This is a genomic window from Arthrobacter zhaoxinii, assembly GCF_025244925.1.
Lineage (GTDB): Bacteria > Actinomycetota > Actinomycetes > Actinomycetales > Micrococcaceae > Arthrobacter_B > Arthrobacter_B zhaoxinii.
In genome coordinates this window covers 184,150-197,291 of sequence record NZ_CP104275.1, presented here as the reverse complement: position 1 = coordinate 197,291, position 13,142 = coordinate 184,150, and the positions used below count along the sequence as shown (strand labels likewise).

General features: G+C 66.5%; 17 protein-coding genes. 11 read left to right on the top strand and 6 right to left on the bottom strand.

From position 1 onward, the window contains the following. The first annotated feature begins 40 nt into the window (after positions 1-40). A complete protein-coding gene (locus N2K95_RS01030) occupies positions 41-580 on the top strand; it encodes a hypothetical protein (protein WP_260652532.1) in 540 nt (179 codons plus the stop codon). A gap of 34 nt (positions 581-614) precedes the next feature. Here N2K95_RS01030 and N2K95_RS01025 read toward each other — a convergent pair whose 3' ends face one another. Next, positions 615-1,121, bottom strand: a complete 507-nt coding sequence (locus tag N2K95_RS01025; protein WP_260652531.1) for a DUF4442 domain-containing protein — start codon at positions 1,119-1,121, stop codon at positions 615-617. 129 nt (positions 1,122-1,250) lie between these two features. Here N2K95_RS01025 and N2K95_RS01020 point away from each other — a divergent pair, with 129 nt between their 5' ends. The 5 genes from N2K95_RS01020 to N2K95_RS01000 all read left to right on the top strand — a co-directional run bounded on the left by N2K95_RS01020 (position 1,251) and on the right by N2K95_RS01000 (position 5,620). Beyond that, positions 1,251-1,484: a hypothetical protein gene (locus N2K95_RS01020; RefSeq protein WP_260652530.1), complete on the top strand. Its 234-nt coding sequence runs from the start codon at positions 1,251-1,253 to the stop codon at positions 1,482-1,484. Positions 1,485-1,608: 124 nt separating this feature from the next. Beyond that, the gene (purS, locus tag N2K95_RS01015) at positions 1,609-1,863 is read left to right on the top strand and encodes a phosphoribosylformylglycinamidine synthase subunit PurS (protein WP_260652529.1); all 255 of its coding nucleotides are present in this window, start codon (positions 1,609-1,611) and stop codon (positions 1,861-1,863) included. Beyond that, on the top strand, positions 1,863-2,642 hold the full coding sequence (gene purQ, locus N2K95_RS01010) for a phosphoribosylformylglycinamidine synthase subunit PurQ (RefSeq protein WP_407080128.1): 780 nt from the start codon (positions 1,863-1,865) through the stop codon (positions 2,640-2,642). The genes purS and purQ overlap by 1 nt, the downstream gene beginning before the upstream one ends. Further along, positions 2,639-4,942, top strand: a complete 2,304-nt coding sequence (gene purL / locus N2K95_RS01005; protein WP_260652528.1) for a phosphoribosylformylglycinamidine synthase subunit PurL — start codon at positions 2,639-2,641, stop codon at positions 4,940-4,942. Before purQ ends, purL begins: the two co-directional genes overlap by 4 nt. A 141-nt stretch (positions 4,943-5,083) precedes the next feature. Further along, a complete protein-coding gene (locus N2K95_RS01000) occupies positions 5,084-5,620 on the top strand; it encodes a GNAT family N-acetyltransferase (protein WP_260652527.1) in 537 nt (178 codons plus the stop codon). Here N2K95_RS01000 and N2K95_RS00995 read toward each other — a convergent pair. Together N2K95_RS00995 and N2K95_RS00990 are read right to left on the bottom strand one after the other, a co-directional pair. Further along, a complete protein-coding gene (locus tag N2K95_RS00995) occupies positions 5,596-6,171 on the bottom strand; it encodes a DUF1990 family protein (protein ID WP_260652526.1) in 576 nt (191 codons plus the stop codon). The two genes, N2K95_RS01000 and N2K95_RS00995, sit on opposite strands and share 25 nt — an antisense overlap. Continuing rightward, positions 6,168-6,554, bottom strand: a complete 387-nt coding sequence (locus N2K95_RS00990; protein WP_260652525.1) for an MmcQ/YjbR family DNA-binding protein — start codon at positions 6,552-6,554, stop codon at positions 6,168-6,170. The genes N2K95_RS00995 and N2K95_RS00990 overlap by 4 nt, the downstream gene beginning before the upstream one ends. 120 nt (positions 6,555-6,674) lie before the next feature. Between N2K95_RS00990 and N2K95_RS00985 the strand changes: the two genes are divergently transcribed. Beyond that, the gene (locus tag N2K95_RS00985; RefSeq protein WP_260652524.1) at positions 6,675-7,508 is read left to right on the top strand and encodes a DUF1206 domain-containing protein; all 834 of its coding nucleotides are present in this window, start codon (positions 6,675-6,677) and stop codon (positions 7,506-7,508) included. Here N2K95_RS00985 and N2K95_RS00980 read toward each other — a convergent pair. Together N2K95_RS00980 and N2K95_RS00975 are read right to left on the bottom strand one after the other, a co-directional pair. Beyond that, positions 7,505-7,924: a CoA-binding protein gene (locus N2K95_RS00980; protein WP_260652523.1), complete on the bottom strand. Its 420-nt coding sequence runs from the start codon at positions 7,922-7,924 to the stop codon at positions 7,505-7,507. The genes N2K95_RS00985 and N2K95_RS00980 overlap by 4 nt on opposite strands. Positions 7,925-8,020: 96 nt before the next feature. Beyond that, complete coding sequence (locus tag N2K95_RS00975) at positions 8,021-8,635, bottom strand: alpha/beta fold hydrolase (protein ID WP_260652522.1); 615 nt, start codon at positions 8,633-8,635, stop codon at positions 8,021-8,023. Positions 8,636-8,833: 198 nt separating this feature from the next. Here N2K95_RS00975 and N2K95_RS00970 point away from each other — a divergent pair, with 198 nt between their 5' ends. The 4 genes from N2K95_RS00970 (at position 8,834) to N2K95_RS00955 (ending at position 12,720) form a co-directional block, all read left to right on the top strand. Continuing rightward, on the top strand, positions 8,834-9,658 hold the full coding sequence (locus tag N2K95_RS00970; RefSeq protein WP_260652521.1) for a hypothetical protein: 825 nt from the start codon (positions 8,834-8,836) through the stop codon (positions 9,656-9,658). A 250-nt stretch (positions 9,659-9,908) separates the two neighbouring features. Next, positions 9,909-10,733: an ABC transporter ATP-binding protein gene (locus N2K95_RS00965; RefSeq protein ID WP_260652520.1), complete on the top strand. Its 825-nt coding sequence runs from the start codon at positions 9,909-9,911 to the stop codon at positions 10,731-10,733. Between the two features lie 110 nt (positions 10,734-10,843). Further along, positions 10,844-11,893 (top strand): aliphatic sulfonate ABC transporter substrate-binding protein, encoded by a 1,050-nt coding sequence (locus N2K95_RS00960; protein ID WP_260652519.1) that lies wholly within the window; start codon positions 10,844-10,846, stop codon positions 11,891-11,893. After that, positions 11,890-12,720 carry an ABC transporter permease gene (locus N2K95_RS00955; protein WP_260652518.1) on the top strand — a complete coding sequence of 277 codons (831 nt, stop codon included), beginning with the start codon at positions 11,890-11,892 and terminating at the stop codon, positions 12,718-12,720. The genes N2K95_RS00960 and N2K95_RS00955 overlap by 4 nt, the downstream gene beginning before the upstream one ends. A 36-nt stretch (positions 12,721-12,756) precedes the next feature. Here the strand turns inward: N2K95_RS00955 and N2K95_RS00950 are convergent, their stop codons facing one another. After that, complete coding sequence (locus N2K95_RS00950) at positions 12,757-13,017, bottom strand: hypothetical protein (protein ID WP_255791479.1); 261 nt, start codon at positions 13,015-13,017, stop codon at positions 12,757-12,759. Positions 13,018-13,142 lie beyond the last annotated feature (125 nt).

The window sequence follows — 13,142 nt, the reverse complement described above, 5'->3', positions numbered from 1 at the left end:
TGGCTAGGCTGGTGGCTCCGCTACCAATGGAGGCCACTCAGTGCGCAACATTCAAGGAACCGTTATAGTTCCCCTGCTGTTGTGCACCGCCGTTCTGTTAGCAGCCTGCGGCGGCAATGCCGGCAATTCCGCCGAGTCGCCGCAGTCCACGGAGTCCCCGGTATCCCCGGTATCCCCGGCGGAATCGCCGTCCACGACGCCCCCCACGCCGCCGGCCGCGTCACCTGCGCCGTCCGCGGCAGCACCCATCTCGCTGACCGTCGAATTCAAGGCGGACGGAACGACGACGAGCAGCACCTGGACCCTGCAGTGCGACGGCGCGGAGCCCCTGGCCGGATCGACCGTTCCGGACCCGGCCGGCGCCTGTGCCCTGCTCGCGGAACAAGGGGCAGCCGCACTCGCGGAGCCGGCGGCGGGCTTGATGTGCAAGCAGCAAATCAGCGGAATGCAGCGCGCACATGTCACCGGCACCGTGAACGGCGCCTCCGTGGACGCTAACTTCTCGCTTCGGGACGGTTGCCAGACTTCGCGCTGGGAACGGCTCACTGCCCTGCTGGGCCCCGCGGACGGCGCCCTCTAGTTACGGGCACATTTTCCGCGGAGGGTTGGTGCCGTCATTCATGAGCCGCCGCCGTTCCGCTGGGCTCCTGCGCGCCGGGCCGGTCCCGTTTGCGCCGCACATGCACCTGCTTCCGTATCCGAGCCACCACGTCGCCGGTGCTGTCAGTTACATCTACGGAGAACCATTCGAGTACCTTGTCCCCGTTCGCAGCCAGCCTGCGCAGGCGCTCGACGTCGGCCGGGTCCAGGACAAACTCGGCCCGCACCTCGCCCTTCCCCGGCTTCAGGAACTCGACCTCCGCCGCACGGTCCCACACAACGTGGTCGCCGCCGAGGTGATGGAGCAGCAGCATCATCCAGAACGGATCGGTCATGGCGAACAGGGAGCCACCGAAATGCACACCTGCCACGTTCTTGTTCCACCAGTAGGACCGCAGCCGCACGGAAACCCCCCAATACTCAGGGTCCAGGCGGGTGATGCGAATGCCGGTAAAGGCAAAGGGCGGCCACACGTTCATGAACCGGCGGACGGTGGCCGGCTTCGCTTGCAGGAGTTTCACGGCCCCACTGTAACGGGACATTTCACAATGCAGCCCTGTACACGGCCCGGCACGCTGTGTTCTAGTATTGAATAAGCATGCTTAGTATTTCCGGACAACGATGTTCCGGCACCGACCTGAAAGCGAAAAATGTCGATTGAAGCAAGCCCCGAGGACCAATACCTCTGGGCCCGCGGGCTCGTCGAGTCCGACGACGCCGAATACATGCACTGCGGCGAGCCCATGCAGCCCCGGGACAGCCGGCAGCGCTCCATCTTCGAACCGATCACCGTGGAATCCATGCCGCAGGAACCAGTGGATGTACAGCTCGAAACCACCGTGCTGCGGTGTGCCTGCGGCTTCCAGTTGGAGATCCCGGCCTGAGCTCGGAGCCGTCAGCGTAACGTACGTAACGCCGCTAGAATGAGTCCTGCAAGCTCGCGGAGCGCTGAATCAGCGTGAGACGGCAAGGTCCGCGGCCACCCATCTCGTTCACAGGAGTTGCCGGATGCCCCGGATCGTTGTTGATGTCATGCCCAAGCCCGAGATCCTCGATCCGCAGGGCAAAGCCATTGCCGGGGCGCTCCCCCGCCTGGGACTGACGGGTTTCACCGGAGTCCGCCAGGGCAAACGCTTTGAGCTCACCGTCGACGGGGACGTTACCCCCGAGGTCCTGGAGCAGGCCCGCACCGCTGCTGCGACCGTGCTGTCCAATCCCGTGATCGAAGACGTCACCCGCGTCGAAGTTATCCCGGAGGCCTGATTTTGAGTACACCCCTGATCGGCGACTTTTCGGTCGCCCCGGAAAACGACGCGCTCCGCGCGGTCCGGGTAGGTGTCATCACCTTTCCCGGCACGCTGGATGACCGCGACGCCGCCCGTGCCGTAACCATCGCCGGCGGCACCGCCGTCGGGCTCTGGCATGCCGAAGCGAATCTGCAGTCAGTGGATGCCGTGATCATCCCCGGCGGGTTCTCCTACGGGGATTACCTGCGCGCCGGCGCCATTGCCCGCTTCGCCCCGCTCATGGAAAAGGTAGTGGACGCCGCAGCCGGCGGCATGCCCGTGCTGGGCATCTGCAACGGCTTCCAGATCCTCACCGAGGCGCACCTTCTGCCCGGATCCATGATCAAGAACAACCACCTGAAATTCTCCTGCGCGGACCAGCTGCTGCGCGTGGAAAACAACACCACGGCCTGGACCAACGCCTACGAGGCCGAAGCCGGCATGGTTGTTCCGCTGAAGAACCAGGACGGCCAGTACGTCGCGGATGAAAAAACGCTCGACGAGCTCGAAGGCGAAGGCCGGGTGGTCTTCCGGTACGACGGCGGAAACCCCAACGGATCCCGCCGCGGCATCGCCGGCATTTCCAATGCCGCCGGGAACGTCGTCGGGTTGATGCCCCATCCCGAACACGCCGTCGAACCCGGCTTCGGCCCGGATTCCTCCGCCTACGGGGAGGTCGGGCTGGGCTACGGCACCGACGGGCTCCGCATCTTCAGCTCAGTCCTCAACTCGCTCGTTGCCGGAGGCAAGTCATGACCGTTTCCACAGGTGCTGCGCAGAAAAAGTTCCGCATCGACACCGTGGAGCATGCCGCCGCCACCCCGGACACCGAGCTGCCCTGGGCCGAGCTCGGCCTGAAGGAAGACGAATTCCACCGCGTCGTGGAGATCCTGGGCCGCCGCCCCACCGCGGCCGAGCTGGCGATGTACTCGGTCATGTGGTCCGAGCACTGCTCCTACAAGTCCTCCAAGGTGCATCTGAAGCAGTTCGGTGACAAGGTCACCGACAAAATGAAGGAACACCTGTTGGTGGGCATCGGTGAGAACGCCGGCGTCGTGGATATCGGCGAGGGCTGGGCCGTGACCTTCAAGGTCGAATCCCACAACCACCCCTCCTTCGTGGAGCCCTACCAGGGCGCCGCCACCGGCGTCGGCGGCATTGTCCGCGACATCATCTCCATGGGCGCCCGTCCGGTGGCCGTAATGGATCCGCTGCGCTTCGGCGCCATCGACCACCCGGACACCGCCCGGCTGGTGCACGGCATCGTCTCCGGCATCGGCGGCTACGGCAACTCCCTCGGACTGCCGAACATCGGCGGGGAACTGGTCTTCGACTCCGTGTACCAGGGCAACCCGCTGGTCAACGCGCTGGCCGTAGGCGTAATGCGCCACGAAGACATCCGGCTGGCCAACGCCTCCGGAGCCGGCAACAAGGTGGTGCTGTTCGGCGCCCGCACCGGCGGCGACGGCATTGGCGGCGCCTCCGTGCTGGCCTCCGAATCCTTCGACGACAGCAAGCCCTCCAAGCGCCCTGCCGTCCAGGTGGGTGATCCGTTCGCGGAGAAGGTGCTCATCGAGTGCTGCCTGGAACTGTTCAAGTCCTCCGTGGTGGAGGGCATCCAGGACCTGGGCGCGGCCGGGATTTCCTGCGCGACGTCGGAACTCGCCTCCAACGGCGACGGCGGCATGCACGTGGAACTGACCAACGTGCTGCTGCGCGATCCCACCCTGACCCCCGGCGAGATCCTGATGTCCGAGTCCCAGGAACGCATGATGGCCGTGGTCACGCCGGAGAACGTGGAAGCGTTCGAGGCGATCATGGACAAATGGAACGTGGAGTACTCCTGGCTCGGCGAGGTCACCGGCACCGGCCGGCTGATCATCGACTGGGCCGGCGAAACCATTGTCGACGTCGATCCGCGCACCGTGGCCCACGAGGGCCCGGTGTACCAGCGCCCTCTGTCGCGTCCGGCCGCGCAGGACAGCATCGAGGCCGACTCCTTCAACGCGGAACGGCCCTTCGGCAGCGCCGCGGTCAAGGACGCCATCCTGGAACTGATGGCCTCGCCGAACATGTGCGACAAGTCCTGGGTCACCAACCAGTTCGACCGCTACGTGCAGGGCAACACCGCCCTGGCCATGCCGGACGACGCCGGTGTGGTCCGGGTGGATGAAACCACCGGACTGGGCGTAGCCATCTCGACCGATGCCAACGGCCGCTACTCCTACCTCAACCCGTACGAGGGCGCGAAGCTGGCCCTGGCCGAGTCCTACCGCAACGTGTCCACCGCCGGCGCGAAGCCGCTGGCGGTCACCGACTGCCTGAACTTCGGCTCCCCGGAGGACCCGGAGGTCATGTGGCAGTTCGCCGAGTCCGTCCGCGGGCTGGCCGACGGCTGCCGCGAACTCGGAGTGCCCGTCACCGGCGGCAACGTCTCGCTGTACAACCAGACCGGCGGCGTCGCCATCCATCCCACCCCCGTGGTGGGCGTCCTGGGTGTGTTCGACGACGTCGCCCGCCGCACGCCGTCGGGCTGGCGGCAGGACGGCCAGGCCATTTACCTGATGGGCACCACGCAGGACGAGCTGGACGGCTCCGAATACGCGAACCTGCGCGGCCACCTGGGCGGGCAGCCGCCGAAGGTGGACCTGCAGGCGGAAAAGCTGCTCGGGGAACTGCTGGTCAATGCCTCCCGCGACGGCATGATCGACGCCGCGCACGACCTCTCCGAAGGCGGCCTCGCTGCCGCGCTGTCCGAGATGGCCCTGCGCTTCGGCGTCGGCGCCCGGATCGGCCTCGGCGAGGTGTGCGAACGCGACGGCGTGGACCTGTTCACCCTGCTGTTCTCCGAGTCCCAGGCCCGCGCCGTCGTCGCGGTCGCCCGGAGCGAGGAGGTCCGGTTCAAGGACATGTGCTCGGCGCGCGGCTTCGCCCATGCCCGAATCGGCGTGGTGGATACGGAGATCGGCGCCCTGGACTTCCAGAGCAACTTCACGCTGCCGCTGGATGAGCTGAAGGCGGCCTACGAAGGCACCCTGCCGAAGCACTTCGGCTAGCAGTACCTGCCTGCATGGGCCCGGCATCGCCTGCCGGGTCCGTGCGGCTTTTTCGCCGGCGAAGACGACGGGAACCGGTAGTGCCTGCGCGTCCGGAGCGCGGAATGAAACAAATCCCGAAAGTACGTGCAAAATTAGCTCGTGAGCATAATCCCCGAGAGCCTGGCAGCTGACGCAGGCATCCCCACCGAGCGCCTGTCGCTGGACCTGATGACCGTGGCCGAGGTGGACGCCCTCATCATCCAGACGCGGGGGCCGGACTGGAGCGAGGATTTCCCCCAGCCGGCGGATTACGACGCCGCCCGGCGGGCTTTTGAGGCGGGCCTCCTGACCCCGGCGGCGGCCGCCTTCGGCATGCGGCTGATCCATGAGTGCTCCACCTCCCTGGTGGTGGGGACCATTGGTTTTGACGGGGTCCCGCTGGAGAACGCCGTGGAGGTCACCTATAACGTCGTGCCGTCCCGCCGGGGGCAGGGCTACGCCGCCGAGGCGCTCATTGCCCTGACACGCTTCATCCTGGACCAGCCCGGGGTGGACGAGGTCACGGCGTACACCGAACCCGCCAACGAGGCGTCCCAGTCCGTGCTGCTCACTGCAGGATTCCTGCCTGAGGAGGGAAGCACGATGGTGCTGCGTTTCAGCCTGCGGCGAGATCAGCTTCCGGAGGCCAGCCGGTAGGCTGCCGCGAAGTACCGGTTGGTGTAGAACTGCTGGACGCGCACGTTGACCGGGTTCGCAGCAGCGACCACCCGGTTGGCCGGCCGGCTGTAGGCCGCGATCCGGAAGTAGAGCCGGCCGTCCTCGTCCAGCTCGGCATAAAAGCCTTCTTCACCGCGCTCCGGGTGTCCGGGGAGCGTGCCGTATCCAAAACCGCTGCGTTGCCCGCGGACCGCAGTGCCGGCGTCGTCCAGCACTGCGTCCGAGACCCAGATGACGCGGCACGGCGCGTAGTAGCGCACCCGCCAAAACCCGACACCGGACGCCATGTCGACGCCGGGGGCGGCGCGCGGAGTGCCGGGGGCCACGGACAGCCCCGCCCGGCGGTGCAGGTCCCAGTCCAGCAGCCCGTTGGTCAGGCGGAGGAACCCGGCCCGGGCATCGTCTACCTTGAGTTCGTCCTTGCGCAACACCAGCCGGTAGCCGTCCGGCCAACGGTCCGTCATCGGCGCCGGATAGGGCCGCTCGGTCTTCCCCTGCTCCGCATAGGTAAAGTCAGCGCGGCCCCTCATCCGCCCGCCAGGCCCTTCCACTCGAGTGATTCCCGGTCTTTTCGCGGCAACGACGCCACCACCAGGTCATAGGAGTCCTCCACCAGGTCCCGGATCATGCCGTGCGGCAGGCCGGAGGCAACTTCCACCTGGTTCCAGTGCGTTTTGTTCATGTGCCAGGCGCCCGTGATCTCCGGATGCGCGGCGCGCAGCTGGAGCGCCAGCTCCGGTTCGCACTTCAGGCTGATCATCAGGGGCTCGCCGGCAAGGGCGGCCAGAGCGAACATTTTCGCTTTGCCGCCTGCTGCCCGCACCTTGAACACCGAAGAGTCCGGCCCAAAGGGGAAATCTTCAAACGCTCCGGGCAGGGACAGGCACAATCGCTTAAGCTCACCCGCATCCATGGGGAAAGCCTAACGCTGCCGTCCGTGCGGTGGCACTGCCGCAGCCCATGGGTGGCAGGATGGGAGGAACAGGTAGGAAAGCTGCGGGCATGCCGGCAGCGGAGCGAAGGACAAAACGGTTTGAAGCAGAACAACCGCAGTACCGGCCCCGTCAGCCAGGCCGCCAAGCGCGCCGCCGATTCCGCGGCCTTTGAGCGGTTCGCCCGGGTGGGCTACGTGGCGAGCGGGATCGTGCACATTGTCATCGGCGCGATCGCCCTGCAGATCAACGCCGGAGGATCCGGCAACGCGGACACCAGCGGAGCCGTCGCCGCTGTGGCCACACAGCCCGCCGGGTACGTACTCCTCTGGTTCTGCTTCCTCGGCTGCTACGCCCTGGCGCTGTTCCAACTCAGCCGCATCTTCCTTGCCGGACAGCGGCTGAAGGACAAGGAGCTCTGGAAGGACCGGGCCAGCAACGCCGGACAGGTGCTCGTCTACGGGGGTATCGGAACCATTTTCGCTTCGTTCGCCCTGGGCCGCGGCAGCAATGGCGGAAGCTCTTCCTCGGTCAGCTGGACCGCCCGCCTGCTGGCGGTACCGGCGGGCCAATGGATTCTGGGCCTCGCCGGGCTCGTTGTGGTGGGGATCGGCGGCTACTTCATTTTCAAGGGAGCCTCCCGCCGCTTCCGCCGGGACCTCACCGGCGTCCCCGGCGGGCTCTGGTCAAAGGCCGTGGACATCACCGGCGTGGCCGGCTTCATTGCCAAGGGAGTGTCGCTTGTCATCCTGGGGGTGCTGCTCACGGTGGCCGCCGTGCAGGCGGACCCGGAGGAGTCCACCGGCCTCGACGGCGCGCTGCACACTCTGCGCGACCAGCCCTACGGCGTGGTGGCGCTGGCCGCGGTGGGAGTCGGGCTGATGCTCTACGGGCTGTACATGGGGATTATCCGCGCCCGGTTCGCCAAGCTTTAGAGCCCGAAGCGCGGAGCTTCGATCACCGGGCAGGCGTCCATCACGACGTCGAGCCCCGCCTCCGCGGCGCGGGCAGCGGCGGCTTCGTCCACCACGCCGAGCTGCAGCCAGACGGCCTTGGCCCCCGCCTCGATGGCCTGGTCCACAATGTCACCCACGCGGGCGGAGTTCACAAAGCAGTCCACCACATCGATGCTTCCCGGAATATCACCCAGCTTCCGGTAACCCTTGTTGCCGTGGACGTCGTCGCCCTTCAGGCTTACCGGGATGATCTCCATGCCCAGATGGTCCTGGACAAAGCGTGAGACGCCGACGGCGGGGCGCAGCGGGTTGTTCGACAGGCCAACCACTGCCCACCGTGCCGCTTTGTTCCGGAGCAGCCGTTCGATTACCGCAGGGTCATTGACGTGTGCCACAGTTTTTCCTTTGCCGGAGCCGGTGATTGGAATCCAGCTTACGCGCCCGTCCCGGAACGCCGGCAGGACTGCTGCCGGTGGCATCGTCCCGTCAGCCTAGGCCAGGAAAGATTCGATGGCATCCGTCAGCGCCGCATCCGGAATGCCGCGAGTATCCGATTCCACCAGCAGGAACTCACCGGTTTCCAAGGCGTCGGCGGTCTGCCGCGCCAGGTCCCGGGTGCTGTCACCGCTGCTGCTCCCCGCCATCACCAGCACCGGAATGCGGACCCCGGCCAGGCCCTCGATCTCGCTCTGCAGGACCATCAGTTCATCCTCGCCGTCGGCGAGGGAAAGGGTGGGTTCCAGGGCCACCACCCGGCTGACCACCGTGGATTCCTCCGCGGCCCTCAGCGCCAGGAACGCCCCCTCGTCGAAGCCGTAAAGGTCCGTCGATCCGCCGACGACCTGAAGGACCGCCAGCAGGTCATCCACATCGGATTCCGCCGTATATTCCTCGCCCATCCCGCTTTCACCGATCCCCCGCCGGTCATAGGTGTAGACGGTGTGGTTCTGTGCCAGGGCGTCCGCGAGCACCACGGTCGCAGGGCTGCTGCGGTGCGCCAGCAGCGGGCCCACGATTGCCAGCGGCGGGCCGCTGCCCTGCCGGGACCAGGCGATGGGTGTTCCATCGGCGGATATCGCCTTCCCCGATGCGGACATGGCGGCCATAGCAACCCCTCAAAACGGTGTGATCGACGAACCCCGGCCGGGCCCGGCACTTCAAGGCCCTTAAGGCAGGTTAGGAGTGCCTCGCCGCGGCGGTCAACGGACATCCCGGGATCCACTCCGGCCGGCACCTGATATCCGATGCCGCAGCCCACCGTGCGGTGCCCTTTACTTATTTGTCCGGACGGTTAGGGTAACGCCATGAAGAAGCACTTGGGGTGGCTCATTCCGCTGATCGGCATTATCGCCCTGTATCTGCTGATCTCCGTTCTTTCCTCGGCCGTTATGAACTCCGGTATGGATGATGCGTCTAAGGCCCTGACCGTCCTGGGTATGTTCCTCTGCTGGCCGATTGTCAGCGTCATCCTTCTCATCCGGGCGGGGAACCGGGCGCACCGGATTTTCCGCGCCTACCGCCGTTCGCAAGGCCACCTCACCAAGGCCGAGCAGGCGGAGGAGGATGTACGGCAGAGATATGCCCAGTGCTGGTCCGCCGCGCGGACCCTCACAGCCGGGCTCGCCACAGGGCATCAACCCCCGTCCCGGGAAGTATGGGGGATTGTCCTGGAACCGGGTGAAAGCGTCCGCCTGGATATCTCCGCGGAATACGCGCGGTTCTACGGCGTTGACGGCAGCTACGTACATACCTCGGGCTTTTTCTGGGGCTCCCCTGCCTTTGTGCTCGCTGGAGCAGGCGTGACCGCGCTGGCCAATACTGCCCGGCGTCGTTCCGCTGAAGCTGCTTCCCGGCAGCAGTGGAGGGAAGTCCAGCACACCCAGATGTTCCTGACCGAGCGCCGGATTATCTGCCAGGCCAACGGCCGGTGGCTGAGCTTCTACTACTCCCAGGTCAGTGCGTGCTACCCGGAACCGGAGAACAACAGCCTGGTACTCGAGTTCCATTCCGCGGAACCGCTTCTGATCGGCGGGGCGCAGGCTCCACTGGCCATTGCCTACACTGTCTGGGCCCTTTACGGGGAACGCGGACTGACCGGGCACCCGGGAATGCGGAGTCTCCGGAGCTAACCGGACGCCGAACGGTCCGGCGTCGAAATATTACGCGAAGGCCTTGTTGGAGCTGCTCTTCCGGGGTTTAGTAGTGCCTGACCATCCCGAGCGGCTGAGAGACCTGGATCGATGAAGCCGCAGCAACCCTGGTTGCCGCATTTCCTCCTTGAGGTGCGGGAATAACGAGGCTGGTGTCGCAGGAAGCCGTTACCCCGGCTCAGGACACCTTCCGTAGGGTGCTACTGCCAGGATCGATGGAGAGTTTTCTATGACTGCAGTCCTGCCTTCTTCCACGTCCTCACCCGGTTCCGGCACGGCACGCCCGAGTGCTGCCCTGCCGGTTCAATTCGCCGGGCTCGGCCGGAGTTTCGGTTCCGGCCCGGACGAACACGTAGTCCTTCGGGACATCACCTTCGACATCCGTCCAGGCGAGGTGCTGGCCATCCTGGGTGCGAGCGGCTGCGGCAAATCCACCTTGCTGCGGGCCGCTGCCGGACTGGACCTTCCCACCGCCGGAAGCATCCTGATTGACGGCAAGCCGGTGTCCGGTATCGATGACCGCTGTGCCGTTGCCTTCCAGGAACCCCGGCTGCTGCCGTGGCAGACCCTGCAGGCCAACATAGCCCTCGGGTTGCCGAAGTCCGCGAGCGCCAGCCGGGGAAAGGCCAAGGTTGCCGAGCTCCTGGATCTGGTGGGACTGGCTGCCTTTGCGAAGCACCGGCCGCGGGCCGTGTCCGGGGGCATGGCCCAGCGGACCTCCCTTGCCCGGGCACTCGCACGGGAACCGGGTGTCCTGCTGCTGGACGAACCCTTCGGTGCCCTGGATGCGCTGACACGGCTCAAGATGCAGGACCTATTGCTTTCCCTGCACCGGGCGGCGCCCGCCACCGTCCTGCTGGTCACCCATGACGTGGATGAGGCCCTGCAGCTGGCGGACCGCATCATTGTCCTCGGCGGGGAGGACGGCACCCCCGGGGCCACCATCACCGAGGTGGTCACCGTTCCGGGCCACCGACCGCGGGACCGCGCCTCGGCGGAGCTGGCCCAAATGCGCGGCGACCTCCTTGCCCTGCTGGGCGTCGAGCGCCACTAGCTCCTCCCCTTACCTCCCGGCACTGCGCTCCCCTCAGCAGCGCCGTGCTGCCTCCGACTTACCGCCATCAGCCTGCGCCCTTACGCGCCCTGTTTCCCTAAGGACCCCTCATGAACAGCCGTTCTTTCCAGCCTTATTCCCAGCCCCGCAAGCCCCGCAGCACCTTTGCCGCCGTCGTCGCTGTGGCCGGCCTAGCCCTCGCCGGCTGTGTTGCCGGGGAGGATTCCACCGGGACCTCAGCGGTCCAGGAGGCCGACGGCGGAACCCTGACGCTCGACTTCGCCACCTATAACCCGTTGAGCCTCATCATCAAGGACCAGGGCTGGCTGGAGGAAGAGCTGGCCGATGACGGCGTCACAGTGGAATGGGTCCAGTCCGCCGGCTCCAACAAGGCCAATGAAAACCTGCGGTCCGGCGCCATCGACGTCGGCTCCACTGCGGGTTCCGCCGCACTGCTCAACCGGGCCAACGGCTCACCGATCAAGGCCATCGATGTGTTCTCCCAGCCCGAATGGTCGGCCCTGGTGGTCGGCGCCGATTCCGGGATCGAGTCGGTGGCAGATCTCGCGGGCAAGTCGGTGGCCGCAACCAAGGGCACGGATCCGTACTTCTTCCTGGTCCAGGCCCTGGATGAAGCCGGGCTGAGCCTCTCCGATGTCACCGTGGAACAGCTGCAGCACGCCGACGGCCGGACCGCCCTCGAGAACGGTTCCGTGGATGCCTGGGCCGGGCTGGACCCGATCATGGCCGACGCCGAACAGCACGGTGCCCGGCTGGCCTACCGCAACCTGGACTTCAACACCTACGGCCTCCTGGCCGCCAACGAATCCTTCCTGTCAGAAGATCCCGAGCAGGCGCAGGCAGTAGTCAATGCGTACGAAAAGGCCCGTGCCTGGGCTGCAGCCAATCCGGACGACACCGCCCAGATCCTCGCCGACGTCGCCGGACTGGACCCCGCCGTCGCCAAGACAGTGATCACGGAGCGCAGCAACCTGGACGTGGACCCCGCACCCGGCGAGGCGCAGCGCAGCGTCCTAACGAAGATCGGTCCCACCCTGGTGGAGACCGGAGACGTGGCCAGCCAGGAGCAGATTGACGAGGCCCTCGACAGCCTGCTGGACGACTCCTACGTCAGGAACGCAGAGGACGCGGGAGCATGAGCACTCCCATCCATACCTCCGAGCAGGACGCTTCGGCCCTCCAGCCTCCTGCCCCGAAGGCCGGCTTCAGCCTGAACAACCGGTTTTTCCGGCTCGGACTGGGTCTTCTGGTTCCCCTGGCACTGCTTGCGGCCTGGCAGCTCGCCGCCACCGCCGGGATCTTCAGCGCCGTCCAGCTCCCGCCCCCCGGTGCGGTTTACGACGCCGCGGCGGACCTGGCGCAGCGCGGCCAACTGGGCACTCACATCGCCATCTCCACCCAACGGGTACTGGCCGGTTTCGTCATCGGCTCCGCGCTGGGCCTGGTCCTGGGCGCCCTGCTGGGCCTGTCCCGGCTGGCCGATGCCCTGCTGGGCCCGGCCATCGGAGCGCTGCGGGCGGTTCCGTCCCTGGCCTGGGTGCCGCTGCTGATCCTGTGGATGAAAATCGGTGAAGACTCCAAAATCACGCTGATCACCATCGGTGCGTTCTTCCCCGTCTTCACCACGGTGGCCCTGGCCCTGCGGCATGTGGACCGCAATCTGGTGGAGGCTGCCCGGGCCTTCGGTCTGCGCGGGGTGAAGCTGCTGACCACCGTGCAGCTGCCGGCCGTGGTGCCGGCCGTCTTCTCCGGGCTCCGGCTCGCCCTGGCCCAGTCCTGGCTGTTCCTGGTCGCGGCCGAACTGATCGCCTCCTCCATGGGACTGGGGTTCCTGTTGACGGATTCGCAGAACAACGGACGGACGGACCGGATGTTCCTGGCCATCATCACCCTGGCCGTCATCGGTAAGGCCACGGATGCCCTGCTGGGCATCGCGGAGAAACGGGCGGTGAGGAAATGGACCTGACGGCATCGCCCCCCCCCCCCCCCCCCCGGGCGACGGCTAATGCCGGCGCGTCAGCGTCACTCGGTCCAGCACCATGGAACCGCCCATGGCCCGGTGGACCTGCAGGAATTCAATGGGCGAGACCTCCAGGATCAAACTGTTCGTCCGGGACGGCAGCAGGTCCTCCCGCTGGCCGTCCATCAGGTCGAGGAATATCTGGGTGGCCTCCCGCCGGCCCATCGGCTCGGTGAACGTCACCCGGTGGGCAGCCGAAGCCATCTTGTAGCCCGTCTCGACAACAATCACGTATTCGTCCACTCCGGCCTCCTGGCTGCCCGCGGCGCACGCGTCTCTACCTGCTACCTAAGCCCACATCCGCACCAAACCACAACGGGAAGCTCCCCGATCCACCCGGCTTCACCCGAGGAAGGAGCCCGGGACGC